Origin of the sequence: Portibacter lacus, from assembly GCF_021533215.1 — a bacterium.
Taxonomy (GTDB): Bacteria; Bacteroidota; Bacteroidia; order Chitinophagales; family Saprospiraceae; genus Portibacter; species Portibacter lacus.
Genome location: NZ_JAJNKA010000002.1, coordinates 263,865 through 288,790 on the forward strand (window position 1 = coordinate 263,865; position 24,926 = coordinate 288,790).

General features: G+C 36.6%; 23 protein-coding genes. 12 read left to right on the forward strand and 11 right to left on the reverse strand.

Features of this window, described 5'->3' with window-relative positions; all coding sequences use genetic code 11:
* The first annotated feature begins 28 nt into the window (after positions 1–28).
* Together polA and L2586_RS03570 are read left to right on the forward strand one after the other, a co-directional pair.
* On the forward strand, positions 29–2,809 hold the full coding sequence (polA, locus tag L2586_RS03565) for a DNA polymerase I (protein WP_235291405.1): 2,781 nt from the start codon (positions 29–31) through the stop codon (positions 2,807–2,809).
* A 381-nt stretch (positions 2,810–3,190) separates the two neighbouring features.
* On the forward strand, positions 3,191–3,901 hold the full coding sequence (locus tag L2586_RS03570) for an SAM-dependent methyltransferase (protein WP_235291406.1): 711 nt from the start codon (positions 3,191–3,193) through the stop codon (positions 3,899–3,901).
* Positions 3,902–4,023: 122 nt separating this feature from the next.
* Here the strand turns inward: L2586_RS03570 and L2586_RS03575 are convergent, their stop codons facing one another.
* Positions 4,024–4,581 (reverse strand): hypothetical protein, encoded by a 558-nt coding sequence (locus L2586_RS03575; protein WP_235291407.1) that lies wholly within the window; start codon positions 4,579–4,581, stop codon positions 4,024–4,026.
* A 136-nt stretch (positions 4,582–4,717) separates the two neighbouring features.
* Between L2586_RS03575 and L2586_RS03580 the strand changes: the two genes are divergently transcribed.
* The 3 genes from L2586_RS03580 to L2586_RS03590 all read left to right on the forward strand — a co-directional run bounded on the left by L2586_RS03580 (position 4,718) and on the right by L2586_RS03590 (position 7,848).
* Positions 4,718–5,167, forward strand: coding sequence for an FKBP-type peptidyl-prolyl cis-trans isomerase (locus tag L2586_RS03580; RefSeq protein WP_235291408.1), 450 nt, complete (start codon positions 4,718–4,720; stop codon positions 5,165–5,167).
* Positions 5,167–5,964 (forward strand): EI24 domain-containing protein, encoded by a 798-nt coding sequence (locus tag L2586_RS03585; protein ID WP_235291409.1) that lies wholly within the window; start codon positions 5,167–5,169, stop codon positions 5,962–5,964. The genes L2586_RS03580 and L2586_RS03585 overlap by 1 nt, the downstream gene beginning before the upstream one ends.
* Before the next feature lie 219 nt (positions 5,965–6,183).
* Complete coding sequence (locus L2586_RS03590; RefSeq protein ID WP_235291410.1) at positions 6,184–7,848, forward strand: AMP-binding protein; 1,665 nt, start codon at positions 6,184–6,186, stop codon at positions 7,846–7,848.
* 155 nt (positions 7,849–8,003) lie between these two features.
* Here L2586_RS03590 and L2586_RS03595 read toward each other — a convergent pair whose 3' ends face one another.
* The 4 genes from L2586_RS03595 to L2586_RS03610 form a co-directional block, all read right to left on the reverse strand.
* Complete coding sequence (locus L2586_RS03595; RefSeq protein ID WP_235291411.1) at positions 8,004–8,654, reverse strand: hypothetical protein; 651 nt, start codon at positions 8,652–8,654, stop codon at positions 8,004–8,006.
* Positions 8,655–8,735: 81 nt separating this feature from the next.
* Positions 8,736–9,134, reverse strand: a complete 399-nt coding sequence (mscL, locus tag L2586_RS03600; RefSeq protein ID WP_235291413.1) for a large conductance mechanosensitive channel protein MscL — start codon at positions 9,132–9,134, stop codon at positions 8,736–8,738.
* A gap of 202 nt (positions 9,135–9,336) precedes the next feature.
* Positions 9,337–11,604, reverse strand: a complete 2,268-nt coding sequence (locus L2586_RS03605; protein ID WP_235291414.1) for an aconitate hydratase — start codon at positions 11,602–11,604, stop codon at positions 9,337–9,339.
* 49 nt (positions 11,605–11,653) lie between these two features.
* On the reverse strand, positions 11,654–13,573 hold the full coding sequence (locus L2586_RS03610; RefSeq protein WP_235291415.1) for a CBS domain-containing protein: 1,920 nt from the start codon (positions 13,571–13,573) through the stop codon (positions 11,654–11,656).
* A 90-nt stretch (positions 13,574–13,663) separates the two neighbouring features.
* Between L2586_RS03610 and L2586_RS03615 the strand changes: the two genes are divergently transcribed.
* From L2586_RS03615 to L2586_RS03640, 6 genes are all read left to right on the forward strand, one after another.
* Positions 13,664–14,182: a lipoprotein gene (locus tag L2586_RS03615; protein ID WP_235291417.1), complete on the forward strand. Its 519-nt coding sequence runs from the start codon at positions 13,664–13,666 to the stop codon at positions 14,180–14,182.
* On the forward strand, positions 14,183–14,485 hold the full coding sequence (locus L2586_RS03620) for a muconolactone Delta-isomerase family protein (RefSeq protein ID WP_235291418.1): 303 nt from the start codon (positions 14,183–14,185) through the stop codon (positions 14,483–14,485).
* A gap of 53 nt (positions 14,486–14,538) precedes the next feature.
* Complete coding sequence (locus L2586_RS03625) at positions 14,539–15,249, forward strand: hypothetical protein (RefSeq protein WP_235291419.1); 711 nt, start codon at positions 14,539–14,541, stop codon at positions 15,247–15,249.
* Positions 15,250–15,292: 43 nt separating this feature from the next.
* Positions 15,293–15,784: a hypothetical protein gene (locus L2586_RS03630; RefSeq protein ID WP_235291421.1), complete on the forward strand. Its 492-nt coding sequence runs from the start codon at positions 15,293–15,295 to the stop codon at positions 15,782–15,784.
* A gap of 62 nt (positions 15,785–15,846) precedes the next feature.
* The gene (locus tag L2586_RS03635) at positions 15,847–16,332 is read left to right on the forward strand and encodes a hypothetical protein (RefSeq protein WP_235291423.1); all 486 of its coding nucleotides are present in this window, start codon (positions 15,847–15,849) and stop codon (positions 16,330–16,332) included.
* Positions 16,333–16,367: 35 nt separating this feature from the next.
* The gene (locus L2586_RS03640) at positions 16,368–16,703 is read left to right on the forward strand and encodes a cupin domain-containing protein (protein ID WP_235291425.1); all 336 of its coding nucleotides are present in this window, start codon (positions 16,368–16,370) and stop codon (positions 16,701–16,703) included.
* A 40-nt stretch (positions 16,704–16,743) separates the two neighbouring features.
* On the opposite strand, the gene L2586_RS03645 is transcribed toward L2586_RS03640, so the two are convergent.
* The 5 genes from L2586_RS03645 to L2586_RS03665 all read right to left on the reverse strand — a co-directional run bounded on the left by L2586_RS03645 (position 16,744) and on the right by L2586_RS03665 (position 21,959).
* Positions 16,744–17,454: a pseudouridine synthase gene (locus tag L2586_RS03645; protein ID WP_235291426.1), complete on the reverse strand. Its 711-nt coding sequence runs from the start codon at positions 17,452–17,454 to the stop codon at positions 16,744–16,746.
* A 141-nt stretch (positions 17,455–17,595) separates the two neighbouring features.
* Entirely contained in the window at positions 17,596–19,119 is a 1,524-nt protein-coding gene (gene dnaB / locus L2586_RS03650; protein ID WP_235291428.1) for a replicative DNA helicase, read from the reverse strand.
* Between the two features lie 304 nt (positions 19,120–19,423).
* Positions 19,424–20,110 (reverse strand): hypothetical protein, encoded by a 687-nt coding sequence (locus L2586_RS03655; protein WP_235291429.1) that lies wholly within the window; start codon positions 20,108–20,110, stop codon positions 19,424–19,426.
* Positions 20,111–20,210: 100 nt separating this feature from the next.
* A complete protein-coding gene (locus L2586_RS03660) occupies positions 20,211–21,329 on the reverse strand; it encodes a mandelate racemase/muconate lactonizing enzyme family protein (protein ID WP_235291430.1) in 1,119 nt (372 codons plus the stop codon).
* 222 nt (positions 21,330–21,551) lie between these two features.
* Entirely contained in the window at positions 21,552–21,959 is a 408-nt protein-coding gene (locus L2586_RS03665) for a hypothetical protein (RefSeq protein ID WP_235291431.1), read from the reverse strand.
* 294 nt (positions 21,960–22,253) lie between these two features.
* On the opposite strand from L2586_RS03665, the gene L2586_RS03670 reads away from it, so the two are divergent.
* Positions 22,254–23,948: a T9SS type A sorting domain-containing protein gene (locus tag L2586_RS03670; RefSeq protein WP_235291432.1), complete on the forward strand. Its 1,695-nt coding sequence runs from the start codon at positions 22,254–22,256 to the stop codon at positions 23,946–23,948.
* A gap of 90 nt (positions 23,949–24,038) precedes the next feature.
* Here L2586_RS03670 and L2586_RS03675 read toward each other — a convergent pair whose 3' ends face one another.
* Entirely contained in the window at positions 24,039–24,905 is an 867-nt protein-coding gene (locus L2586_RS03675; RefSeq protein WP_235291433.1) for a T9SS type A sorting domain-containing protein, read from the reverse strand.
* Positions 24,906–24,926 lie beyond the last annotated feature (21 nt).

Consider the following 24,926-nt stretch of genomic DNA (forward strand, 5'->3'; position numbering starts at 1 on the left):
TTTACTTTAGCTATTCTAAACCAATAAAATGAGTGAGAAAAAATTGTTCCTCCTTGACGGACATGCTTTAGTTTATAGAGCACACTATGCATTTATTAATCGACCTTTAATCAACTCTAAAGGCATTAATACTTCGGCTATTACTGGGTTCGTGAGAACACTTTGGGACTTACTCAAAACACAAAAACCAACACATATTGCGGTAGCTTTCGATCCAAGTGGTCCTACTTTCAGAAATGAACAGTATGCGGAATACAAGGCTAATCGAGAAGAACAGCCGAAGGATATTACAACTGCCTTTCCTTATATCAAATCTATAGTAGAAGGATTCAACATTCCTATTATTACAGTAGATGGATTCGAAGCAGATGATACCATAGGAACCATTGCTAAGCAAGCTGAAAAAGAAGGATATACCGTTTATATGGTTACTCCAGACAAAGACTATGCTCAATTGGTTTCAGAAAACATTTTTATGTATAAACCTTCTCGCCAAGGGAATGGCGTCGAGATCATAGGTGTTCCCGAAGTTCTGGAGAAATGGGATATCGAAAATGTATTACAAGTAATAGATGTCCTCGGTCTCCAAGGTGATAGTGTCGATAATATTCCTGGAATTCCTGGAATTGGCGCGAAAACAGCCTCAAAATTACTCAAGCAATTCGGGTCAGTAGAAAACTTGATCGAAAATGTTGATCAGCTCAAAGGAAAGCAAAAAGAAAATGTGATTAATTTTGCGGAGCAAGGCTTAATGTCTAAATCCCTAGCAACTATTAAATTAGATGTACCTATCCAATTTAATGCTAAGTCATATACACACGATCCTATCAATAAAGAAGTTCTTGCCGAACTGTTCAAAGAATTAGAGTTCAGGACGCTAGCAGATGCAATCTTAGGTTCAAATACAAAAGCACCTGTGCAGCAATCTCTTTTCGGTAATTCAGAAGCACCGAAGCCTGAAGATAAAGTAGCTGCAAACTATCAAGTTGCTGACAAGAACATCACTGATGTTAAGCACAATTACATCTTAGTAAATGATGAAACTTCTCGAAAAGATCTCGTTAAGTTGCTATCCAGTCAAGAAGAAATCAGTTTCGATACGGAAACGACAGGCCTAGACGTCCACCAGGCGGAATTAGTAGGTCTTGCATTTGCGATTAATCCTAATGAAGCTTACTACGTTCCAGTGCCAGAAGATCGTGAAAAGACCATGGAAATTGTTAATCTTTTCAAGCCGATTCTAGAGAATCCTGACATTAAAAAAATAGGACAAAATATCAAGTATGATATCTTAATGATGAAGTGGTATGGAGTAGAGTTGAAAGGGAAATACTTTGATACGATGATTGCCCATTATCTAAGTGAACCAGACAAGCGTCACAAGTTGGATTATCTATCAGAAGCTTATCTTAATTATAAGATGGTTCCGATAGAAGCATTGATCGGGAAGAAAGGTAAGAATCAGCTTAATATGAGAGACATTGACCTAGAAAAAGTGTCTGAATATGCTGGGGAAGATGCAGATGTTACCTTACAATTAAGAGATCCACTTAAGGATTTATTAAAGGAGAACGAATTGCTTGACTTATATGAAGAACTAGAATATCCGTTGATCGATGTTTTAGCAGGAATGGAATTCGAAGGTGTAAGAATAAATCCTGAATTCCTAGCTAACTACTCTACCGTTCTAGGTGATTTAATTGTCAATAAAGAAAAAGAAATCTATGAAAAAGCTGGCGTGAAGTTCAATATTGCATCGCCGAGTCAAGTAGGAGCTGTGCTTTTCGAAAAATTAGAAATACCGTATCGGTGGAGAAAAACTTCATCTGGAAAATATAGCACTGACGTGGACAAGTTAACAGAACTTGCCGTGGAGCACGAAATAGTGAGTGACATCTTAGAATTCAGGAAGTACAGTAAATTAAAATCTACTTATGTAGATGCGCTTCCTCAATTAATTAATCCAAAAACAGGAAGAGTTCACAGTAGTTTTAATCAAGCAAGAGCTGCAACAGGACGGTTGAGTTCTGAGAATCCAAATTTGCAAAATATTCCGATAAAAGATGCCGCTGGGCGAGAAATCAGAAAGGCATTCGAACCAAGAGATAAAGATCACCTTTTATTTGCAGCAGATTATTCCCAAATAGAGTTGAGGTTGATTGCAGAAATCAGTAAAGACGAAGGAATGATGGAGGCTTTCATCAATGGTCTTGACTTCCACACCGCAACAGCAGCCAAGATTTTCGAAGTTCCTTTAGAAGAGGTAACAAGTGATCAACGAAGAACAGCAAAAACGGTTAATTTCAGTATTACTTATGGTGCTGGTGCGACGAATTTGTCTCGTCAATTAGGCATCAAGAGAACAGAAGCTTCAGAAATTATCACCCAATATTTTAAGCAGTTTCCAGGTCTACAAAACTATATGGTAGAAACCGTAGAGGATGCAAAGAAGACAGGCTTTGTTTCAACTTTAATGGGACGAAGAAGATACCTTAGAGATATCAATTCTAATAGTGGGCTTGCTAGAAGTAACGCAGAAAGAATGGCGGTAAACACTCCTATTCAAGGAACAGCAGCGGATATGATAAAAGTGGCGATGATTCAGATACACCATGCTCTGAAGGACGCCGGTCTTCGATCGAAAATGATCTTGCAAGTTCATGATGAATTGGTTTTCGATGTGTATAAGCCGGAATTTGATCAGGTTAAAGAGATTGTAGAGGAGAAAATGAAGAATGCATTGCCAGGGTTAAAGGTGCCAATATTAGTGGGAATGGGAAGTGGGGAGAATTGGTTGGAAGCGCATTAGGGAAGGAGTCTTGAGTCGTGAGTCTTAAGTCCTGAGTCGTAGGTCGTGGATCGTGAGCATCACTTGGTAGTCTGACCTTCAGTCATCCTATTAATGTGAAGAGTGAGCGGTGAGGCATGAGCAATAAGCAATAAGCATTGAGCATTGAGCATTGAGCAAGAAAATAAGAATTAGTGAGGTAAGTAAAATTGACCATCATTAAATGAAATTACATAAATCTGTTGTTTAGCATCTGGACTTTATCATTCTGTTCTAAAGAAAAAACAGGAACTTCATTTAATGAAGATATAAATGAAACGTTCAATGCTGAGATCCTAGAATAACTTTATTTTTATAAAAATTATCTGTCGTACTTTTTAAATTATAAACCCATATTCATTTATGAACCCAGGAACGTTACATCTTTTCCCTTGCCCCATAATTGATGGTGAAACGGACACAATACCAGAGTCTGTCATTGCAGCCATTAGAAAAGTTGATTTTTTCATCGCAGAAAGAGCTAAAACAACACGTAGGTTTCTTAAGCAAATTAATCACCCACTCACCTTTGATGAAATAGAAATTTTCGAATTAGATAAGAAAAATCCCCTACAAGACAAGGATGTGTGGTTAATGGAATTAATGGCTGGGAAGGAAATCGGGTTGTTTTCAGAAGCAGGGACGCCTTGCATAGCTGATCCTGGTGAAAAGATAGCTTCATTTGCTCATCAAGTTGGCGCAAAAGTAAAACCATATGTTGGACCGAATTCCATCTTGCTTGCGCTAATCGCTTCAGGACTTAATGGAGAACAATTCCATTTCCATACCTACCTTCCGATTCAACAAAATGACATTACGCGAACGTTAAAAAACATTGGAACTGATATTCAGAAAAATGGGACGTCTCACATCTTTATTGAGACGCCCTATCGAAATCTAAAAACCTTCGAAACTATTATGAAGACTTTACCTTCTAATATCTTTCTCTGTCTTGCTACTGATATTACAGGAGCTTCTGAGCAAATATTGACCAAATCAATAAAAAATTGGAAAGGAAGCAAACCTGACTTACATAAGAGACCTACGGTATTTATATTGGGATTGATGCAGTAACGAAAAATAGATTTTAGTCTTTAGTTTCTAGTTTTTTGGGTAAAAGAGTAACGGATCGGCAAGCTCGAGGTTTAAGTTTTGATGAATATCCAGTGTTCTAGACTAAAGCTAAGAATACATTTTTATTCCTTTTCATAGAAACCAGAAATAGAAACGGCATCTATTTCATTCCAACCCTTAATAACCTTACTCGCGATATTTATTTTCACTGCATCTACTAGAAAAGTAGTCGTCGGAAAATCTATCTGCATAATTCTAGATTCAGCTTTTAGATTTAATTCATATCCATCACTGTAAACGGGCACCCAACTACCATTTTCCTTATTTCGTACCGAAACTGCCGAAACCGCACCTGGATTATAAGTCTCGTAAATTGAAATATTGTTTACATATTGAGCAGTGTCGAAAGCAATTGCAATCATTTCATCTGCATCATCTTTTGTTTTAGATGCCCAAGCGGTAACCTCATCACCATAATCGGGATAGGTGTCTGGTTCACCGAGTATCACAAAAGAGGACCAGGGACCTGGAGCTGGTCTATATTCAGAACTAAATTCTATAATGCCATCACCGAATTGAGATAGAGGAATTTCATTTTCCGAATTGAGCAATGGAACTTTAGAACAAGAAAGTATGAGTAAGCAGAAGCCGAGCATTAAAATTGTTTGTATGGTTTTCATTTTATTTTTATTTAACATTGGCAATTAAAATCAGGACTATATATCTCAATAATTAAGAAGGTTACCTTCCTGAAAAAATATTGTTACTTTTGCGCGAAATACATGGTCGGTTCGTTCATGTTAAAAGAAATATTTTATGAAGATTTATTTGCCGTTTTTATTATTAGGTTTATTTCTATTAACTTCTTGTAGTAAAGACAAAAGATCAGAAGACGAAATCATAGCAGCTTTCATCGATGACAATAATTTGGAAGGAGAATTTATGCAAGACGGGATTTTTGTTAGCATAGAGAATCCTACGAATGGCGACCATCCTACAGCAGCGAGTACCGTAGAAGTTTATTATGAAGGTCGATATGCTTCAGATGGAGAGAAATTCGATGGCAATCTAAATTCCGGCAGCACAGCTACTTTTCCATTAAGTGGAGTAATTCCTGGCTGGACTAAAGGCATTCCCTATTTCGGAGTAGGTGATAAAGGTTGGTTAATCCTTCCATCTTCTCAAGCTTACGGAAGCTTTCCTCCTGGCAACATCAGAAGCAACGCAGCAATGGCATTTTATGTAGAATTAGTGAGTATCAAATAGTGTTAAAAAAGTTTAATTTTAGGGATATTTTACCACAGTGCATTTCTAGCATTAGCATCATTCGTGAAACGATTCCTTTTATTAAAAAACACAAGCTCTGGTTAGGTATATTTGATTACAAGTGGATCGCGGTATTGAGCATTATCATATCTCTTGCCTTCACTTACTTTGTTTACGAAAATCTAGCATCGAATTACCTCCAAGGCTTCTATGTAGAAGATATTCAGAATGTTGACCAAAACATGAATGATGCCGTTGGTGAAGTGAGGTCTGAAGGGAAAAGAGGTGCAATCACCAGTGGGACGAAATACTTGCTGGTTATCCTTCTCGAAATCGTTATCTTCTACTTCTCAGTAAAGACGCTTTCCATATTGACCGATAAAGAAAGAAGACCGACGATTGCCGAATTTATCAAGGCTGAAACTCGGATGCTAAAGTTAATGGTCCTGAATTTTGTCAAAGGGATAATTGTTCTTGTGATCGTCAGCGCAATTCTATTTCTCCTAGGTGTCAGTTTTCTCAGTCCATTTGTAATGTTCTTAGTTTATGGCTACTTCATGGGATACGCTTTCATAGACAACTATAACGAGCAACATGGGAACACAATAAAAAAATCAGGTCAGATTATTCAGCAACATTTGGGAGCTGCATTGACCATCGGAACCGTGGTAAGCCTTCTGATCTACATACCTCTAGTAGGACCTTTGTGTGGACCAATTTTCGGTTCTGTAGCTGCTGCGTTATATGGTGAACGCCACAAAATAGAGCACACGTTGTTACCTATTGAAGACTTGTAATTCCAATTTCTAAATGTGAAAGAGCCATTCCCTTAAAAAGGGTTAATTGCTTAAGAAGATGTATTTCCATTTCATCCATTCTCTTATCATTCTGGCCTTAGCCACCATCACTTAAGCAACGATACATAAATTAAGAAAGATCATTTTAATCTTCCTGCTAATAACTTTCTAAAATTTAATATCTTAGTCTCAAATTGAATATAATAAAAACGAAAGATAATGGCTGAAGAAAGACCTTGGATCAAGAATTACCCAAGTGGAGTTCCCGCGAATATAGACCCTAACCAATATAATACAATTAATGAGTTTGCCGCTGATTGCTTTAAGAAGTATAAAAACCAGAAAGCTTTCGAGTGCATGGGTAAAGCCATTACTTACGGTGAACTAGATAAAATGTCTACTAATTTCGGTGCTTACCTTCATTCTAGAGGCCTTGAGCCAGGAGATAAGATTGCATTGATGATGCCGAATCTACTTCAGTTTCCGATCGCTTTTTTCGGTGCTTTAAAAGCAGGGCTGATTGTTGTGAATACGAATCCGTTATATACCGCACGGGAAATGAAGCATCAATTTACAGATTCAAAGGTTTCTGCCATTGTAATTGTTGAAAATTTCGCCTCTAATCTGGAAAAGATCATTGGCGACACAAATATAAAAACCATCATTACGACTACGATCGGAGAGATGTTAGGTATGAAAGGACACATAGTCAATTTCGTAGTGAAAAGTGTCAAGAAAATGGTGCCTAAATTTGAATTGCAGAATACGGTAAAATTCAAAGATGCTCTTTCTCAAGGAAAGAAATTTGTTATCAAAGATTTCAATAGTGACCATGATACGGTAATCCTTCATCAGTACACTGGTGGGACGACTGGAGTTTCGAAGGGAGCTATGTTGACCAATAAAAATATGATTGCGAACATGCTACAGATTAAAGCATGGTTAGGAGAACATGTTCCAGAAGGAGCTGTTTCCTTATCTCCTCTGCCTTTGTACCATATCTTCGCATGTACAGTGAATTGCTTATCCATGATGGCGTGCGGAGCGCATAACGTTCTTGTTACCAATGCAAGGGACTTACCATCAGTGATTAAAGAATTTAAGAATCATGATGTTGCGTTATTTACTGGACTAAATACATTATTCAATGCTTTATTGAATCACAAAGACTTTGCGTCAGCTGGATTCGAACACTTAAAAATCACAGTTGGTGGAGGAATGGCAGTTCAGACAGCCGTAGCGGAAAAATGGGAAAAAGTAACTGGATGTAGATTAAGTGAAGGTTATGGAATGACGGAATCTTCTCCAGTAGTAACGATTAATCCGATAGATGGAACTGCAAGGTTAGGAACAATAGGAATGCCTGTTTCTAGCACTGACGTCCGTATTTTAGGAGAAGATGGTACTGTTCAACCAGTAGGAGGTATTGGTGAAATCCAAGTTCAAGGACCTCAGGTAATGAAAGGTTATTATAACAGACCAGACGAAACGGTCAAAACAATCGTAGACGGTTGGTTGTGTACTGGAGATATCGGAAGCATGGATGAAGATGGATTTTTCAGAATTGTAGATCGGAAAAAAGATATGATTCTGGTTTCAGGGTTCAATGTGTATCCGAATGAAATAGAAGGAATACTAGCAGCACATCCGAAAATACTAGAATCTGCGGCAATAGGAATTCCAGACGAGAAATCAGGTGAGGTAGTTAAGATATTTGTTGTGAAAAAAGATAAATCATTGACAGAAGATGAAATCAAAGCATATTGCAGAGAAAACATGACAGGTTACAAAATTCCTAAGGTAATAGAATTCAGAGATGAACTTCCAAAGTCGAATGTAGGAAAGATATTGAGACGAGAATTGAGAGATGAGAAGAAGAGTTAATGGGAGGCTGATTTCTAATTTTCCAAAACTTGAAATCACTCACCGTCCCTGTTAAGTCTTATGAATCAAGTCTAAAGTCTGAAGTCTTAAGTCCTATACGTTAAGTATTGGGACTTAGGACTCAAGACTCAAGGCTCACGACTCACGACTCACAGCTACTTCGCTCCCGGTAAATACTTACACTTCATACTGATGTGCAAGTGATCAGCAGTACCGACATGGCGTAAAACATTGAATCCCATGGCTCCAAAGTAAATTGCTAACGCTTGATTCCTCCATTCAGAGCGATCATTCGTTCTGAGGTCGATCGCATAAGTAAATCCATCCTCCTGCTTATAGTGCAATGATTGTTTTTTAGACTTAAGACCCATTTTTTCATAGTCTTCTTTGACCCTTTGCCCATCAGTCACCACTAATTTACTATCGATCTTAAGAATGGTACCAATTCCTAGCCTTAGAAATGGATGTAATTCTGAGTATTCTTCTTTGATTTCTGGCTTCTTGATGTTATCGTTAGAAATAAATATTATCGCATGCAAGGCGAATCCTGCCACAATTAAGAACGCAAATATCAATCGCCTTTGCAGATTATCTTTATCGCCAACTTTACCGGTAAATTTACCATAGATAAAAGTCATATAAATAAATAATAGAAGTGTAGTGATTACTACTCCGCCCGCTAATGATGGCCATATCGCCCACTCCATACTTGTATTAAAGTATACTGCTCCTCTGATTAGAACAATGAATGGTAGTACAATCAAAAAGACGGCACGAAAAATAAAAAACAAGACTTTTCCGATCAATTTACTTAAGGTTTATGATTTAAAAGTACAAACAAAAAAGCCGCAATTCAAATGAACTGCGGCTTGTATTTTTATTCTTTCTTATTTTTTTAAAGAATCCCGAATCTCGATAAGTAAATCGATTTCGCTAGGACCTGCTGGTGCCGGTGCTGGTTTTGGTTTTATTTTGTTGTAAGATCTTACCATTAAGAACATAATGAATCCAACAATTAATAAATTAATGATTGTGTTAATCCAAGCTCCCCATCTAATCGCATTTTCCGGTGTCACAACTGCTCCCGTTGCATCTTTAACCTCTGGAGATAATACTACTTTAAGATCAGCGAAATCAACACCTCCTGCAAAATGTCCAACGACTGGCATGATAATATCATTTACGAATCCATTAATTACTAGTCCTATGGCTCCAGCCATGATTACTGCAACTGCAAACTCTATTACATTCCCAGTCATTATAAAGTCTTTAAATTCTTTAAGCATAATTCTATTTTTTAAATTAGTTAGTTATTCATCATGAAGATAGTGAAAATGAATATACGTTTGAAAAATTTAACGTTATCGCTGCAAGTTCATAGAAGAATTATGACATAAATACAACAAAAGATGGGATTGTGGGACATTTAAAAAAGAAAGTTCTGCCATCAACACTTTACAGGCAAATGGCAGAACAATATGTTATTTATTAAAAACCGAAGTCTTTTCTAATTTTATTCAAAGCAGAACCTTGATTTACCCATTCGATCTGAGCATTATTATAAGTATGAGCAACCTTAATTTCATCACTCGTTCCATCTGCATGAGCCAGAACTAAAGTAAGCGGTTTTCCTGGCGCAAACTCAGCGAAATCCTTAATGGTTATTTTGTCATCTTGTCTTACTTTATCATAATCTTTAGGCTCTATAAAAGTAAGTGCAAGCATACCTTGCTTCTTAAGGTTTGTTTCATGAATTCTCGCAAAAGATTTCACAACTACCGCCTTCACACCTAAGAATCTTGGTTCCATGGCAGCATGCTCTCTAGAAGAACCTTCTCCATAGTTTTCTTCACCGAATACAATCGTACCGATTCCGTCTTTCTGATAAGCTCTTGCAGAATCAGGCACAGCCATATATTCTCCAGTTTGGTAATTTAATACCTGATTAGCTTTATCGTTAAAATAGTTGATCGCTCCTATAAAACAGTTATTAGATATATTTTCTAAGTGTCCTCTGTATTTCAACCAAGGTCCAGCCATAGAAATGTGATCTGTTGTACATTTTCCTTTCGCTTTAATAAGTACTCGCATATCAGATACTTGATCTGTATTAAGTGGCTTAAATGGCTCTAGTAATTGTAATCTATCTGAAGTAGGTGCAACTTTCACCTCTATATTGCTACCATCTTCTGCTGGTGCATTATATCCTGCATCTTCTACTGCGAATCCTTTAGGAGGTAATTCATCTCCGAAAGGTGGATCTAACATGACTTGCGTTCCATCAGCTGCTGTTAATGTATCTGTCATCGGATTAAATCCTAAGTTTCCAGATAATGCAATTGCCGTAACGATCTCTGGTGATGCTACAAACGCATGTGTATTAGGGTTTCCATCTGCTCTTTTAGAGAAGTTTCTGTTAAAAGAGTGAAGGATACTATTTTTTTCTTTCTTGTCAGCACCTGCTCTATCCCATTGACCGATACAAGGTCCACAAGCATTAGCAAAAACTAAAGCACCCATCTTATCGAAGGTATCGATAAATCCATCTCTTTCTATGGTAAATCTTACTTGCTCTGATCCAGGAGTAATCGTTAATTGAGAACCAACTTTAATTCCTTTATCCACTGCTTGCTTAGCAATAGACGCTGATCTAGAAATATCTTCATATGATGAATTCGTACATGATCCAATCAAGCAATACTCTAAATCTGTAGGCCAACCATTCTTCTCAGCTGTTTCTTTCATCTTAGAAACTGGTGTCGCTAAGTCTGGAGTAAAAGGTCCATTGATTAAAGGCTCCAATTCTGACAAATTAATCTCGATCACTTGATCGAAGTATTTTTCTGGCTCAGCGTAACATTCAGGATCACCTGTTAATGCTGCTCTATTCTGGTCAGCTAAGTCAGCGATCTCTGCTCTATCCGTAGCTCTCAAGTATCTACTCATAGAATCATCATATCCGAAAGTAGAAGTCGTTGCTCCTATTTCCGCTCCCATATTACAGATCGTTCCTTTTCCAGTACACGATAAGCTTTCAGCTCCTTCTCCGAAATATTCTACGATTGCACCTGTTCCACCTTTAGCGGTAAGAATTCCTGCAACTTTAAGAATAACATCTTTTGCAGAAGTCCATCCATTTAACTTTCCTGTTAATTTAATTCCGATAAGCTTAGGCATTTTCAGCTCCCATGACATTCCTGCCATAACGTCTACTGCATCTGCTCCACCTACACCGATCGCTACCATTCCTAATCCACCTGCATTCGGAGTGTGCGAATCTGTTCCGATCATCATTCCACCTGGGAAAGCATAATTCTCTAATACAACTTGGTGGATAATTCCTGCTCCTGGCTTCCAGAAACCTAAACCATATTTATCACTTACGGATTCTAAGAAGCTATATACTTCCGAGTTAATATCCATCGCACCTTTCAAATCCACATCCGCTTCGATCTTCGCTTGGATTAAGTGATCACAGTGAACTGTAGATGGTACGGCTACTGAATCTCTACCTGACATCATGAATTGAAGTAAAGCCATCTGCGCTGTTGCATCTTGCATAGCGACTCTATCTGGAGCAAAGAAAACATAGTCTTTCCCTCTACCTTGTTCCTTTAGTGGAGTATCTTCATGAAGGTGATTGTATAGGATTTTTTCTGCCAATGTTAATGGCCTTCCGATCACTTCTTTAATTTTTTCAATGTTCCCTGCAAGATCAGCATAGTGCTTGCGTATCATTTCAATGTCAAATATCATATTTTATTACTTTTCTTATTTAAATTAACAGCAGCGCGAAAATAAAGTTTTAGCCTATTCTATCCAATAAACTAGAACTAATTCTCAAAAAATCCATTTCTGTTACAATTCCAACCAAATCAGACTTGCTAACAACTGGCAAGCAACCGATCTTATGTTTCTTCATAAGTTCCATCGCTTCCTTGATAGAAGTTTCTGGACTAACACAAACTGGATTCTTCAACATTATATCTTCTACCACCATGTTTTTCTCATCGGAACTGTCCTTCAAATTTACATAATAGTCTAAAAGTCTTCTTGTAGAAACTAGACCTATAACTAAACCCTTTTTATCTTCTACAGGAGTATACCTTAGCTTTTTCCACTGCATCATTTGTGCCACTAAATCGATGATGTCGTCTTTCTGAACGGTCACTAAGTCCGTAGACATAAATTCTGAAACACTGATATCTGCTGGATGATAGTGTGGCAAGTCCTTTAGTTCACCAAGCTTCCAGTTATGTACAGGAATGTCAGATTTTTGTTTTTCTAATATAGAAGCCGTGATCGCAGATAAAGCTTCATCATTCGTGCTTTGCTCTTTTAATTTCGTAAAAGATCTCAGCAACCATCTAGCCCCATTCGTATGAAGCTTAGCTCGCCCCTCGATAATCCCTAAATATAGATCAATATCGTCTGGATCTATTTTTCTCTTTTTCAAGCCTTTTCTAGCAATCGGAATCAACTCTTTCAAAATTAAATCGCATGCCGAAATTTTCTTATCACCATACCATGTAAATGTTGAATCTATTCCATATCGCACTGCTTTCTCAAAATTATCATGCACATCCGCATAATCCATTTTCTTTCTAATATCATCTACTTCATCTGCCATTCCAACCATCAATCCTAGCCAAAAACAGGCATTGGCCATTTCATCTTTCACAGTAGGGCCTGAAGGTAGAATACGATTTTCTATTCGAAGGTGCGGCTTGCCATTTGGACTTATTCCATAACAAGGTCTATTCCATCTATATACCGTTGAGTTGTGAACTTGAAGGCTTTTCAACTTAGGTACTTCTCCATTTTTCACCATTGCCAATGAATCTACCGTAGTATCGCCAGCTAATAGCACTCTAAACTTAGTAATATCATCTTTATAGATGTCCGTTATACATTCATCTAACCACTTTGTTCCGAAATTAACTCTCGGAGAATAATCTCTATGGTAGTCATGCGAAGTTCTTGTGTCGATAGACTGCTGGAACATTGCAATTCTAGATTCATGCCAAAGGCGCTTTCCGAAAACCAGCGGCGAATTCGCTGCAATGGCCATTACAGGTGCAGAAATTGCTTGAGCAATATTATACATCTTCACGAATTCATTAGCAGAAACTTGAAGGTGAACTTGAAAACTAGTGTTACTAGCTTCTAATAATGGAGAGTCATGTTTTAATCTTAATTCATCTATCCCGTGAATTCTTAACTCATAAGATCCACCAATAAGTTGCTCATTTATAGCTTCCATTAATGCCTTATACCTCGGCTTAGGCGTAAGGTTGTTCATATTAAGGTCAAACTTCCTTAATGTGGGCAGAATTCCAGTTAGTAAAATCTCTGTATCAAACTCCGCGATATTGGTGTTGATTTCATTTAAATACGTTTTTATTTCCCCTTCTAAAAGCTTGAAACAATCTTTCTTAAATTCTCTGGGATTCAAATTAATCTCAAGGTTAAACTTAGCTAGTTCAGTATCTAACCAAGGCTTGTCTCCCATCTTTTCTATGGCTTGCATGGCAATAGGTGACACTTTAAGTGTTTTCTTATTAACAAGTACCATTTCTTGTTCAGCGCCGATTCTTGTAATGTCGTTTTCGAACCAATCATGCTCAAGCATATATTCCATCGCTTGGACATCCTTCAGCAACAATTTCATAAAATGTTGCATTTGCGCCTTATCATTTACCTTATTTACGTTCTGGTCACCCATTTTTTCTAGTTGAATAGTTAGAAAGATATAAACTATTTACATTCCGCCGTCGTTAATTTGATAATTCAATTTGATATTCATTGTAATTATATGAAGAAATTTTTAGTTTATTTTTTATTAGTCCTAGGATTATCCTCATGCAACAAGGATATCGAACCTTTATTTAATATGCCACTAGAAGTTGATTTCGAAATCCCACCAGGTCTTTCAGGGATATTAACACATTCTTTTGTCATTCAGGATATTAAAAATCCAATCAATGGATTTTTGTCAACTTTTAATGTCGATACAAGCCAGATAAAAACTATTCAAGCAGGAAGAGGCGAGTTAAATGCTAGATTCGGGGAAACGAATTATCAATTCATCGATCGCGTTTCTATTCTCCTCGTTGATTCTGATAATCCCGAAATTCAAAGGGAAATTTACTACCTAGATTTTAATTCCGACACCAATAACGATACGACTTTACCGCTACTGAGTGCCCTTTCTAATGTGAATGATTTAATGAAAAAAGAAACATTTGATCTTGAAATAAAACTGACTTTTCGTAGCTTTTCTCCTAGATTAATAGAGAATAGGCTTATCTTTAATCTACAAGCTTTTGAGTAAATGGAGGACAACAGACAATATATGGTGGAATTTGATGTCTATTATCAAATAGATGGAGAGTTCGAGTCTAAAATCCCAAGTCAACGAGATGCAATCAGTCGACTTTTCGCTCAAGGCAAATTATTATCCTACTCTCTTTCGAAGGAAAGAACGAAGCTTTGGGGAGTATTTCTAGTTAGTTCTGAAAGTGAACTGATCCAATTAATAGAAAAGCTACCTTTAACTCGCTTCATGGATTATGATTATAATGAACTTTTGTTTCACAATGGATTAAGTCTAATACCTACGATGTCTTTAAATTGAGCAGCTCGACTTTACATATTTTGAATGGAGATTCCACGAAGGAAAAATTTGCCATGACAGGCATCTCTGGCAATATTATGGTATGGAGAGAAGCTCTTGTACAAGGTCCGCTATTCTACCAGTTAGACAGTGAATTGTTCTGGGAAATGAGGTCTCAATTTATGGAAGAAGCTTTCGGTTCGAAATTGGTAGAATACAAACGAAAAGTCATTAATGAGTTCCTGAAGCTAAAAAGATTCCAAGGAAGAGAAATCGTTCTTTGGTTCGAGCACGATCTATTCTGCCAAATCAACATGATTGCCATGTTATCTTATCTCCTAAGGAATAAGAAAAAGGTGAAAATCTCACTTGTCTGTGTAGGTGATTATCCTAATAGCGAAAGAAGATTAGGTCTTGGAGAAATTTCTTCAGATGACTATCCTAAGTTATTTCACAAAAGAACTATCTTAGAAAAGTCAGACCTATTGCTTGCTGATCGGGCGTGGATGTATTTTTGTGGTAAAGAAATACATAAATTCGAGAGTATTCAGTCGACTACTTTTGAATATTTAGGAGAAGCGCTTAAGAATGCTCTTCAAATATTCGTCATCAATGGTGAGCATTCTGAACTCGAAAAAGAAATCATTCTGGCTTTAAATGAAGAAGGAATGGATAAAAGGAAACTCATAAGTAAGCTTCTAAGGGAACACAATCACTTAGGTTTCGGGGATCTTCAGTATGAATATATCATTAGAAATATTGAGAAATCTAGCTTAACACGTTAATAATTAAAATTGAAATATATTAAATAGGTAATTATAAAGCACAATGAAGAAAATCATTTTAAGTCTAGCATTTATTTTAGTTTCCCTTTCACAATCCTCACTTCTAGCAACTAACCCTATTTCTGTAGAAGCATTTACTGAAATGCAGTTAGCGAAAGATGATATCCATGGTGAAAGATTATGGGTGAAAGCTAAAACTTGGCTTGTTAAGAAATGGTTGAAAATAGGAAAGAAGGATTCTGCGAATGGCTTATCGAATCTCTCAGTAATATTGGGACTTGCTTCTTTAGCCGCACTGATCACCTTTTTCGCTGGTGGCACCGCTTTAGAACTCCTTTTGACATTTGCTACTTTAGCAGCACTTATAGGCATTATCATGTCAATCATTGTTTTACAGAAAACGAAAAAAGACAAGTCATCCTATAAAAAAGAAAGAAGAAAAGCATGGTGGGGATTGGTTCTAAGTTCAGTAACAATCCTTTCACTTTTAGTGGTTTTCGCACTAATAATACTCGTCTTACTAGCCTTTTTCTAGTGAGTCTTCATGTGTAATATGTTGAAATAATTCGATAATGTTACTGATCAAAAAATCTGATTATGAAAAAATCATATCTACTTATTGCATTTATTTCTTTAACGGTTTCATTTCAGTCGTCATTACTTGCTACCAACCCAATTTCGGTGGAAGTATATAATCAATTAAGCACAACATCTCAGGAAAGGTCGATAAAGAATCATTGGCAAAAGGCAAAAACTTGGCTTGTAAAGAAGTGGTTCAAAACTGGAGCTGGAATTTCGATAGAAAAACTTGCTAATGCAGCTATAATCATAGGCTCATTATCCTTAGTTGTCTTAATCGTATCCATTTTTGCAGGTCTACCCTACTTAATTCTTGTCGGATTCGGAATGGCACTTATTGGCGACATCCTTGCCATTATGCTATTACAAAAGACCAAGCATAAAAAAGATGATTTCAGAAAAGAAAGAAGAAAGGCATGGTTCGGACTAGTCTTTAGTTTACTCACCGGACTATTACCACTTGCACTCCTAGGAATAGTGCTAGCGCTTTTGTCTATTGGATAAATCTTGAAATTGAATAAAGCATTTAACTTTACAACATGGACTATAATATATTCAAAAATATCGCAGACATAAAGGACTTCAAAGTCATCGACGGCATCGTAGGGAAGATTATTCACACAGATAAGATGAGTATGTCATTTTTTAATATTAGTAAAGGCGCTGTGCTCCCAGAGCATCATCATATTCATGAGCAAACGAGCTTTATTCAAGAAGGTGAATTCCAATTTACAGTGAATGGTGAAACAAGAATAGTAACTGCTGGAAATTATATTAATATAGCAGCAGATGTCCCACATTCTGCTGTGGCCTTAACGGATTGCAAAGTGATCGATGTATTTGTACCTTGTAGGGAGGATTATAAAAGCAAATAGAAAAGGGCTTTAAAATTGACCTAAAAGAAAAACGTGTGGCTTACTTTATAAAGTGCTTAAGCATGATCACCTCTTTTTCCTTCAGGTGTCTCCACCATCCACGCTTCAGATCCTTTTTCGTTAATCCAGCATAATATTCTCTATCTAGTCGCTCGACTTTATAACCCAAGTGCTCGAAGATTCTTCGAATGATTCTATTTCTTCCTGAATGCAATTCTATTCCTACAACCATGCTTTCTCCGCCTTTTACAAAGTCTACACCATCTACTTTAATAAAACCATCTTCCAGTGTAACTCCATTTCTAATCTTCTCTACATCTTCATCTGAAATTTTCTTATCCAATACAGCACGATAGAATTTTTTCACTTCTCCCGATGGATGCGCTAATTTCGTGGCAAGGTCTCCGTCATTGGTTAACAATAAAAGCCCGGTCGTCATACGATCTAAGCGGCCCACAGGATAGATACGCTCTTTTACTTTATCACCTATGATGTCTCTCACCGTCATTCTACCATTCTCGTCACTTAGCGTCGTTACCGTATTCTTAGGCTTATTCATTAAAATATAAACCTTATTTTCTTCTAACTTCAGTGATTTCCCATCGTAAACTACTTCGTCCGTATCGGTAACCATGTAGGAAGGGTTGATTTCTAGTTGCCCATTAACATAAACCTTTCCAGCTTTCACTAAATCACCCGCTTTTCTACGAGAACAAATTCCTGAATGTGCGATGTATTTATTGAGACGCATGATATTATATTTATAAATCGGAAATCCTCCGCTATATACGATCTTTAAAAAGAAGATGAATGCAATAAATAAAATGTTACATCTCCGCTAATGATCGAAATTAGTTATTAATTCTATGAATTAGAAACGCATGTTAGCCTTTTAAAATGGAATGTTAGGGATATCTGAAGAGTCATCATTCATCTTCGATGGTCTAGTTACAATTCCTGTACTAAACGGATCTCCCATTGCTGGTAATTCACCAAATCCCATATTATCTGGCTCCGCAAATTTAACAAATTGAGGAATAAATTTCAAGAACACAGAACCTAACGAACCATTCCTGTGCTTAGAAATAATAATTTCTGCCGCATCTCTTGGAACACTTGGATCTTCTGGTTCTAGATCGTAATATGCAGGTCGATAAATAAAGGTTACCATATCCGCATCCTGCTCGATCGCTCCAGATTCCCGGAGATCGGAAAGTTGTGGTCGCTTATTCCCTCCCCTTGTTTCCACTGCCCTACTCAGCTGCGAAAGTGCAAGTACTGGAACACTTAATTCCTTTGCTAACCCTTTCAGAGCTCTCGATATAGTAGAAATCTCTTGCTCTCTATTTCCTCCTCCACCATTAGGTGCACCGGTCATCAACTGAAGATAATCGATGATGATCATCTCTATATTATGATTCTGTTTTAGTCTTCTACATTTCGCCCGCAATTCGAAAATATTGATACCTGGTGTATCATCTATATAAATAGGTAATTCTGAAAGTCGCTCTACCGCTGCATGCAGTCTATCCCACTCTTCCGTACTTAAGTCACCGTTTCTTAAAGATCTAGAATCCACTTCAGCTTCCATGGCAATCAAACGATTGACGAGCTGAAGGTTGGCCATCTCCAGAGAGAATATCGCTACACCTTTACCAAATTTGGAAGCATTGTGAGCAAGTGAAAGCGTATAAGCGGTCTTACCCATACCTGGACGAGCTGCGACAATCACCAAATCCGATTTCTGCCATCCAGAAGTCATCTTATCTAATTCTTCGAAACCAGTAGGAACTCCTGTCAGACCATCCGACTTCGCACTTACAGTTTCTATTTCGTTTCTAGCTTTTACCGCTAATGCTTTCAGAGATTCGAAACCGGTACTTAAGTTTTGCTCTGTGATTTCATAAAGGTTCCGCTCTGCAGCATCTAGTAATTCAAATACATCTGTCGTATCTTCGAAGGAATCTTTAATCGTTTCTGTTGATACCCTAATCAGTTCACGCTGAATAAATTTCTGCGCTACGATTCTTGCATGATATTCAATATTAGCAGCTGATGCCACTCGATGTGTAAGATCCATCAGGTAGTTCACTCCACCTGTAGATTCTAGATGTCCACTTTTCTTAAGAGATTCATGAACTGTTAATAAGTCAATAGGCTGTGATTTCTCGAACAACTCCAACATCACTTCATAGATGTACTTATGTTCTTCTTTATAGAAACTTTCCTTCCGTAAAATATCGATAACAGAAGTTAGTCCATCTTTGTCCACCATAATTGCACCTAATACTGCTTCTTCAAGTGGAATTGCCTGAGGCAATACCCTTCCATAACCTAATGCAGAAGGATCTGATTCAGTCTTAACAGCTTTTAATCTATTATTCGTAGATTTTAGTGATTTTGGTTGATCTGCCATTTACTCATTTCGTTTTAACTCGACAAAGCTAAAATAAATTAGCTAGACGAATTTTTAGTGGAACAAAACAGAGGTTAGTTATTTGTGGATAACCTCCATTTTCTGTTTATAACTTTTTCCTTGTCTAACATTAGAACAACTTATAATAAATAAAAAATCCATTGACATATTTATATTTATTAAAATATATGCCAATGGATTTGTATACAGCTAATTTTCAATACTTTAGCTGAAATAATATTTTTTCAATTTAATTCATTTCACAAAAAAACAAATTTTCAGAAAAATATCAGAATGTTAGAAATTACATTTTCAACTTCTTATTCTTCCCTACATTATTCAGTCTTTCTCTAATTTCTTCTAGCGCTTCTTGGTGAATCTTTAATTCCGCAGATTTATCATCCTGAGCTTTTTCGTTGTCGATAATCGCTTCCTCCATTTCTTGAATCTTCTGTCTAGCATCTTCTATCGCCTTCTTGTACTTTTCATTGTCTTTTTCCAGTTGCTTAGCATCTCGCTCCATCTTTCCAAGATTCTTTTCTGCTTCTTTTAATTCATCCTCTACTAAAGACTTTTCAACGAAAATACTGAAGTCAACAAGCATTTCAGCCGCTGCATCATATTCCTTTTCAAAATCTTCAGAGTTAACAAATCCATCTCCATTATCTATCCATACCAGTAATCTAGATGCCTTGTTAAGTTCTTCCACCTTAGCATAAAGGTTAACTTTCTCAGAAGATACAGGCTTCAACTTTGCTTCATTCATATAATATTCAGAAGCTTTTCTATTGTATTTCACCTTCCCCCATTCTTTAAAGTACTCCTTAAAGTAACTTTCAAGCTGTTTTGTATCAACATTCTGGACATCGATGATTAATGCATTCTTATTCCCAAGGCTCATAGAATTTTCTTGCTCGTCTACTTGAGCCATCACAGAAGAAGACACAAATGCAACCAACAAAAGTAAAGTAGTAAAAATTGAATTTTTCATTATATAAATTTTTATTAAACTTATTTACACGCCTGAAACCAACAGGCATTACATTCGGGTTAATCGAAAAAACGTTGATTAAGTTCCGAAATTCTATATTTTATTCAATTGTTAACTTTTCGAACTTATTCAAAAACTTTTCATCAAAGGTCGCTCCGATCCCTGGTGTTTCATCCACTGTAACTTGCCAGTCCTTCTGATAAACCAATCCTCCTTGAATAGGATCCTGTGACTGCATTAACGGCGAATCCATATCGTAATATATAATGTTGTCCCACGCCATAGAAAAATGAGCCAATGCTGATATTCCTAAACGAGTTTCAGAAAAAGATCCAACTTGACAATACACTCCAGCTGCCTGAGCAATTCCTGCAATTTTCATAGCATGAAGTATTCCTCCTGATTTTCCTAATTTGATATTGATCAAATCCACTGCACCTTCTACCAAATTCAAGTAAGCATCATGATGGTTAAATATGGCCTCGTCTCCCATAATTGGAATTGGACTTGTATCTACCAATCTTCTTCTATCTCTAATATTACCCGCAGGCACTGGCGCTTCACAATGTTCTATATTCATATCCTGAATCCCTTCTAACACTCTTATCGATTCTAGATAATTCCAACCTTGATTCGCATCAATTCTCAAAGGAATTTCTTGTCCGATCGCTATTCGAATGCCAGCAATTCTTTCTATATCTTTATGCGCAGGACGATCCCCTAACTTTACTTTTAATACAGGAAATCCATCAGAAGCATATTTCACAGCCTTTTCAGCCATTTTTTCTTTATCTAATAGACTTATCGTCATATCCGTATACATCTTCTTGTTCGCATCACCCTGTAGATACCTAAACAACGGAAGATTTACGGCTTTAGCATTTAAATCATATAATGCCATATCTATCGCACACTTAATAGATGCATTCCCAGCCAGTGCTTTATCTATCTTCCCTACGATTTTATGAATCTCGCGAGCGTCCTCCCCAATCAATAATTCTGCTAACTCTTTTCCGGCTGCAACAGTCCCTTTTTGCGTCTCACCATGAATGGATCTGAATGGACAACACTCACCTGTTCCGAATATTCCATCTTTAGTGTGAATAATTACAACCGTATTTCTTGCATGTGTTAACGGTCCTTTAGAAATAACAAAGGGCTCGTTAAGTTTTATCTTTATCGGAATAATTTCGATTCTTGTAATTTTCAGTGTGCTCATTAAATTTATGTTTAATTTTCAAAGGCTGAATATATTAAAATATTCGTTTAAATGACAAAGTGAGGAGTTTGAAACTAAAGTTAACGCATAGGTTTTTCTCTAGGTCAATGTTACCTCTTCCTAAGTTCAATAAGCAATCTGGAAGAAGTTATTTTTATAATAAATAGTTATTTTTTTCTCTAAGATAAAACATGCTCTATTAAGAGCTGTATTAAAGTATTCCTATAAATAATGTGCTCCAAGAGTTTGCAACGGATCATTTTCAGGTGTAGAAATATCTATTACTCTTACTACTTCCGTACCAAGAGAATCTAATTCAACTTTTATTTCTGACTGGGTAGGCAAAGTCTTGACACAAGCATAACATTTTATTTCTGCACTAACTTCTGAACAACTTGAATTTAATTTACTTACTAAGGTTTTCAAGTTTTGATGGTGTCCTAATTCATCACTTTCTATAGGAACTGGAAGTAAGTCTTCTGTCAATTTATCCATTTCTGCAACCAATAAATCTGAATCAAAACTGAGTAAAGCTGTTTTATAATTCGCGCAATTTACTACTCGATCTTCTCTTTTACTACACGAAAGAAGAAACAATGTCAAAAGGAAAAGTACAATAGCGTTTTTCATAACCATAAGCTTTTTGATTAATTAAATAACGTTCATCAAGCGAATTTTGTACGGAGTGTATAATTTATCTGTGTAGCTAATATGTTTTTTTATAGTTGTCAATTTTTTCCAGTGGACGAATCGCAAAGTTTGGGAATCAATAAAGCGTGTGTCATATCTACCAATTTATTAGAAGATTTCTGATTTATTAGTAAGTGTTTTATCGCTTTAATGCTTAGAATTGCTTTTCCTCTTAGTGGTTCCTTTATAAACCCTTGTCTTCTAATTAGATCTCATAAAAATCAACTTATCAGTATGAAATTATTCTACTTAATTATCCTTGTATCATGCACTGTAAATTCTATTGCAACAGCCCAACCGATCTCCGATGAATTTCGGGACGAAGTGATCTTAACTTATCGAACCGACACTATTTCTTGCGACAGAAATGCCGTTATTGAAAATTACAAGCAAGGTTATATTGCAACGGAAGTTTCCTATGATGAATTAGGCTGGAATGGTGATGTAGATAATTGTGATGAAGGTAGTATTTCAGATATAGCAATGGAAAAGACATTGCAAAGAATAAATTATTTCAGAAAATTGGTGGGAGTCGATCAAGAGGTAGTTTTTAATGACACCAAAAGCCAGAAATGCCAGAAAGCAATTCTGATGATGGATGCAGAGAATAAACTGGATCATTATCCCACTACTGACTGGAAATGTAGCAGTCCTGAAGGGATAGAAGCAGCAGGAAAGTCTAATATAAGTTATGGACGTCACTCATCAGGTAGTGTACCACAATACATTCAAGATGCAGGTTCAGGAAATGGAGCCGTCGGTCATAGAAGATGGATCCTTTACCCGAAATCTCATGAGTTTGGCTTTGGGTCTACCAACTGGGGAACAGCCATGTGGGTAATAGGAGGAAATCAAAATCCTGAATTCTATCCAGAATTTGTGGCTTATCCGAGCCCAGGATATTTTCCAAAAAACTTAATATACCCAAGATGGTCATTTTCGAAAAAGGGTGCCAACTACGATCTTGCGAAAATTAAAATGTACAATGAAGCAGGCGAAAATATTTCGTATACCGTAGAAGAAGTAGTCAATGGTTATGGTGACCATACACTGGTCTGGATACCTGAGATCGAGCTTTATGATGAAAGCCGCGGAACAGATGCTTATTTCAAAGTTGAGATAGACAGTATAAAAAGTGGTGGAGAATACATCAGTTATGAATATGAAGTGTTAGGGATTATTCCTGAATACTCAAGTGAACCAGCTAGCATCGTATATCCAACATGCAGTAGCTCAAATGGAAGCATATCCATTGATAATACCACTGGTTATCAAAGCATATCCTGGAATAATGGAGAACAAAATACAACTAGTATATCTGCACTTTCTGCAGGAGATTATAGTGTCAGCATTACGGATAAACTTGGTTGTGAAAAGGTTATGGAATTCACATTATCAAGCACCAACGAACCCAAAGTGCTTACTGAAATCAGCGGAAATATGACTTCATTCTCTAACACGAATGAAATCTATAGTACTGATCAGTTCGTAGATGGAAATTACACTTGGACCATCACCAATGGTCAGATACTCGATCAGACTTCTAATTACGAAATAGAAGTAGTCTGGGATGAAGGGGTGAGTATTGGAATTCTATGTGTTCAGTTTAGCGATTTCGAATCTTGCAAGAGTAACGAAGTTTGCGTAGATGTAGAATTATCGACAAGTAGCACTGAAAAGATAGCTGTTACAAACTTTCAATTAACACCTAATCCAGCCAAAGACCATTTATTAATCCAATGGGATCGTCAATCCAATTTGAAGATGATCAGCATTTACAATTCAGCAGGTGCGAAGGTGAATTCTCTAAAAACTAATTCTTCTGAAGCCCAAATAAAATTAGATGTTTCATCATATGAGCCTGGACTGTATTTCACTCAGTTTCAATACGATGATCAGGTGGTCGTTAAAAAGTTCTTGAAGATATAGAGTGAAAGGGATTTTAGCAGGGAGTGATGTACCTATGTCCAGATCGATTACCAGGAGAAATATAAGCTCAAGGCTTACCATGTATTAATGCTAATTCTTGACAATTATTTCGGTAATATTTCTGTCCTTGATTCTAAAATTGACAAAATACAGACCGCTTTCTAATGCTGTCAAATCCCATTTTGTGTTTGTGTGTGGTATGAATTGCTGACTTATAAGTTGGCCTGTAATATTATATATTTTTAAATCTTCAACTGGATGATCAGATTTGATTTCAATGAAGTCTGAAGTTGGATTTGGAAATATTTGAAAATGGACTTGATCTAAATTTTTAGTTGAAACTGGAACTAAATCATAGCAATTTTCAAATTCACTATAGACGAAATAGCCGTTTTTTCTTACCGTTCTTAAAATAAATCCATAATTGTGAAAATCCACATCTTCTATCTGATATAAGAAGAATCCAGTAGGGCCGATTCCTTCTATGAATTTTAGCGTTCTGTAAATTATGGTATCCGTAGGAGTAGCATATACTTCAGGATAGATATAATCTAACTCCACAGTTTTTCTTGTGCCTATCGTGTCTATGCTAGTCACTTTACTGTATCGTCTTCCATACTTATCACAATCAATAAAAATGGAGTCCCCGACGGTTAGATTTAGATCCATTATTAGCTTTTCAGCTCCATTTACTTCTTTAAACCAAGCTTTAGCATTTGATGAATCCTGGCGAAAAAATCCTTCTATATCATTAGTTTTTATTTTAAAATAGGTAAGATCATTGATCAGTGTATCTCCCGAAATTTCATATGTTTCTTCTAAGGTCCCATCAAATATTGGGTGACAGACTTCAAATTGAATGTTTTGAGAATCGTTAACAATTGGAAGATAGTTTTGAGTGAAAACAAAGTGACTTAAGAGTAAGAACGTAACTGAAAAGGCTATTTTTGATTTCATCGTTAAATTTATGCTATGGTG

Excerpts from the sequence above, each read along its gene's own strand:
- polA (WP_235291405.1), top strand. The coding sequence starts at position 29 with ATGAGTGAGAAAAAATTGTTCCTCCTTGACGGACATGCTTTAGTTTAT.
- L2586_RS03570 (WP_235291406.1), top strand. The coding sequence starts at position 3,191 with ATGAACCCAGGAACGTTACATCTTTTCCCTTGCCCCATAATTGATGGT.
- L2586_RS03575 (WP_235291407.1), bottom strand. The coding sequence starts at position 4,581 with ATGAAAACCATACAAACAATTTTAATGCTCGGCTTCTGCTTACTCATA.
- L2586_RS03580 (WP_235291408.1), top strand. The coding sequence starts at position 4,718 with ATGAAGATTTATTTGCCGTTTTTATTATTAGGTTTATTTCTATTAACT.
- L2586_RS03590 (WP_235291410.1), top strand. The coding sequence starts at position 6,184 with ATGGCTGAAGAAAGACCTTGGATCAAGAATTACCCAAGTGGAGTTCCC.
- mscL (WP_235291413.1), bottom strand. The coding sequence starts at position 9,134 with ATGCTTAAAGAATTTAAAGACTTTATAATGACTGGGAATGTAATAGAG.
- L2586_RS03605 (WP_235291414.1), bottom strand. The coding sequence starts at position 11,604 with ATGATATTTGACATTGAAATGATACGCAAGCACTATGCTGATCTTGCA.
- L2586_RS03610 (WP_235291415.1), bottom strand. The coding sequence starts at position 13,573 with ATGGGTGACCAGAACGTAAATAAGGTAAATGATAAGGCGCAAATGCAA.
- L2586_RS03615 (WP_235291417.1), top strand. The coding sequence starts at position 13,664 with ATGAAGAAATTTTTAGTTTATTTTTTATTAGTCCTAGGATTATCCTCA.
- L2586_RS03620 (WP_235291418.1), top strand. The coding sequence starts at position 14,183 with ATGGAGGACAACAGACAATATATGGTGGAATTTGATGTCTATTATCAA.
- L2586_RS03625 (WP_235291419.1), top strand. The coding sequence starts at position 14,539 with ATGACAGGCATCTCTGGCAATATTATGGTATGGAGAGAAGCTCTTGTA.
- L2586_RS03630 (WP_235291421.1), top strand. The coding sequence starts at position 15,293 with ATGAAGAAAATCATTTTAAGTCTAGCATTTATTTTAGTTTCCCTTTCA.
- L2586_RS03635 (WP_235291423.1), top strand. The coding sequence starts at position 15,847 with ATGAAAAAATCATATCTACTTATTGCATTTATTTCTTTAACGGTTTCA.
- L2586_RS03640 (WP_235291425.1), top strand. The coding sequence starts at position 16,368 with ATGGACTATAATATATTCAAAAATATCGCAGACATAAAGGACTTCAAA.
- L2586_RS03645 (WP_235291426.1), bottom strand. The coding sequence starts at position 17,454 with ATGCGTCTCAATAAATACATCGCACATTCAGGAATTTGTTCTCGTAGA.
- dnaB (WP_235291428.1), bottom strand. The coding sequence starts at position 19,119 with ATGGCAGATCAACCAAAATCACTAAAATCTACGAATAATAGATTAAAA.
- L2586_RS03655 (WP_235291429.1), bottom strand. The coding sequence starts at position 20,110 with ATGAAAAATTCAATTTTTACTACTTTACTTTTGTTGGTTGCATTTGTG.
- L2586_RS03660 (WP_235291430.1), bottom strand. The coding sequence starts at position 21,329 with ATGAGCACACTGAAAATTACAAGAATCGAAATTATTCCGATAAAGATA.
- L2586_RS03665 (WP_235291431.1), bottom strand. The coding sequence starts at position 21,959 with ATGAAAAACGCTATTGTACTTTTCCTTTTGACATTGTTTCTTCTTTCG.
- L2586_RS03670 (WP_235291432.1), top strand. The coding sequence starts at position 22,254 with ATGAAATTATTCTACTTAATTATCCTTGTATCATGCACTGTAAATTCT.
- L2586_RS03675 (WP_235291433.1), bottom strand. The coding sequence starts at position 24,905 with ATGAAATCAAAAATAGCCTTTTCAGTTACGTTCTTACTCTTAAGTCAC.